Here is a 1,956-nt window from a genome sequence, read left to right on the forward strand (position 1 = left end):
CTGGTTGTACGGAGTCGGGTTACTGGATGATCACTCGTCTCGGTAGCCCGGAGGACGGCCCACGATCCCAAGCGGTACCCATCCGAGTTCCGGCGCAAGGTGCTCGACCTGGTCGCGTCCGGCCGCCGTGTCGCGCAGGTGGCGGCGGATCTCGACATCAGCGACCAGACGATCCACACCTGGCGCCGCCAGGAACTCGTCGACTCCGGGCAACTGCCCGGCACCACCAGTGCCGACAACGCCGAGCTGGTCGCCGCGCGTCGACGGATCGCCGAACTCGAGGCCGAGGTCGCCGTCCACCGTCGCGCCGCCGAGTTGCTCAAGGAGGGCAGTACCCCACAAGACGGTACGAGGCGGTCACGGTGATCGCCTCGGAAGGGCGGTCGGTGCAGCTCGCCTGCCGTGTGCTGGGAGTGTCGGAGTCCGGCTACTACGACTGGCCAGGCCGCGCGCCCTCGCCGCGGTCGGTCCGTCAGGCGTGGTTGACCGATCTGATCCGCGAGATCCACGTGGAGTCGTTCCAGGTCTACGGCTCCCCGCGGGTGCACGCCGAACTGCCCCTCGGCCGCGGGATCGTCGTCGGGCACAACACTGTCGCGCTTCTCACGCGCCGCAACGCCAATCAAGGGCCTGCCCAACCGGCGCAGGCCACGGCCGAAGCACGACACGCCCACCGCGGTGGACCCGGTCGACCGCGACTTCGCCGGACCTGAGCCGAACCGGTTGTGGGTCACCGACATCACCGAACATCCCACCCGTGAAGGCAAGGTGTACTGCGCGGTCGTGCTCGACGTGCACTCCCGCCGCGTCGTCGGCTGGTCGACCGACTCCAGCCAGACCGCCGCCCTGGCCACCAACGCACTCGGCATGGCGATCCCGACCCGGTCCCCGCTCTCGGACACGGTGATCCACTCCGACCACGGAGTCCAATTCACATCGTGGACTTTCACCAGGCGCGCCAAGGAATCCGGGCTTCTACCGTCGACGGGTTCGATCGGTGACTGCCATGACAACGCCATGATCGAATCGTTCTGGGGACGCGTCCAGACCGAGCTGCCCGACCGCCGACGATGGCGCACCCGCCTCGAGCTGGCCAACGCCCTGTTCGAATACCTCGAGATGTTCCACAACCGCCGCCGACGCCACACCGCACTCGGCATGCTCACACCGATCGAGTACGAACTCCGACACACCGGGATCGCTCCAGCAGCCTGAACTCCCGTAACCCGACTCCGCCAAATCGGGTGAGGATCATGAACTCCAGCAACCCGGCTCCGTCAAACGGGGTGAGGATCAAAGCCTCCGAGCTATCGGGGAACCTCAGCGTGCCACAACGGCATGAGAGTGCGTTGAGGCGCTGCGCGCAAAAATGGTTGGTGGCTGGCAGGAGCGACCTGCAGGATGGGAGGCGTGCAGTCACGTATCGCTCTCGTTACCGGCAGTGGTTCTGGTATCGCCAAGGCTTTGGCGGGTCACGGGTATCAGGCTGCTGTGCTGGATCGGGTTGACGAGGCCGCCCGCGCGGTCGTTGACCAGGTCCGCGCGTCCGGCAGGTCCGCGCTCGCGGTGTGTGCGGATGTTGGTGATCCCGCCGGTGTTGACCGAGCTGTCGATGAGGTGACGGCAGCGTTGGGGCCGACGAGCATCTTGGTCAACAACGCGGGGTTCGCCCGGGACAACGTCAGCGGCGGACCGCATGGCTGATCCGCAGCATCCTGTCGCGTCGACCTTCGCGATCCGCGAGGCACACGACGACGACTGGCCACAAATGTGGTCAATCATCCATGACGTCATCACCGAACAGCAAACCGTCGCCTACGACCCCGGCATGAGCGAACTGTTCCGTACCGGGTTTGATGGAGACCATCAAGCCTGGATGATGAGGACTAATGGCCCCACCGAAGAAGTACCCAGACGAGCTGCGTGAGCGGGCGACCCGGATGGCCGTGGAGGCCC

The 1,956-nt window shown here is 66.2% G+C and carries 4 protein-coding genes and 1 pseudogene; all 5 read left to right on the top strand.

What is annotated here, in order from left to right:
* Positions 1 to 78: 78 nt before the first annotated feature.
* Positions 79 to 366, top strand: a pseudogene (locus FM051_RS11260) (transposase); the annotation flags it as partial.
* The gene (locus FM051_RS11265) at positions 363 to 713 is read left to right on the top strand and encodes an IS3 family transposase (protein ID WP_158842882.1); all 351 of its coding nucleotides are present in this window, start codon (positions 363 to 365) and stop codon (positions 711 to 713) included. The pseudogene FM051_RS11260 and the gene FM051_RS11265, both read left to right, overlap by 4 nt.
* Positions 679 to 1,215, top strand: coding sequence for an IS3 family transposase (locus FM051_RS11270; protein ID WP_202918794.1), 537 nt, complete (start codon positions 679 to 681; stop codon positions 1,213 to 1,215). Before FM051_RS11265 ends, FM051_RS11270 begins: the two co-directional genes overlap by 35 nt.
* Positions 1,216 to 1,410: 195 nt before the next feature.
* Positions 1,411 to 1,704 carry an SDR family NAD(P)-dependent oxidoreductase gene (locus FM051_RS11275; RefSeq protein ID WP_158842883.1) on the top strand — a complete coding sequence of 98 codons (294 nt, stop codon included), beginning with the start codon at positions 1,411 to 1,413 and terminating at the stop codon, positions 1,702 to 1,704.
* Positions 1,697 to 1,927: a GNAT family N-acetyltransferase gene (locus tag FM051_RS51700; protein ID WP_158842884.1), complete on the top strand. Its 231-nt coding sequence runs from the start codon at positions 1,697 to 1,699 to the stop codon at positions 1,925 to 1,927. The genes FM051_RS11275 and FM051_RS51700 overlap by 8 nt, the downstream gene beginning before the upstream one ends.
* Positions 1,928 to 1,956: the final 29 nt, after the last annotated feature.

It is taken from the genome of Saccharothrix deserti (assembly GCF_009769385.1).
In the GTDB taxonomy this organism is placed as follows: domain Bacteria; phylum Actinomycetota; class Actinomycetes; order Mycobacteriales; family Pseudonocardiaceae; genus Actinosynnema; species Actinosynnema deserti.

What these genes read in the sequence shown, in the direction of transcription:
- FM051_RS51700 (WP_158842884.1), top strand. Translation starts at nt 1,697, where the DNA reads ATGGCTGATCCGCAGCATCCTGTCGCGTCGACCTTCGCGATCCGCGAG.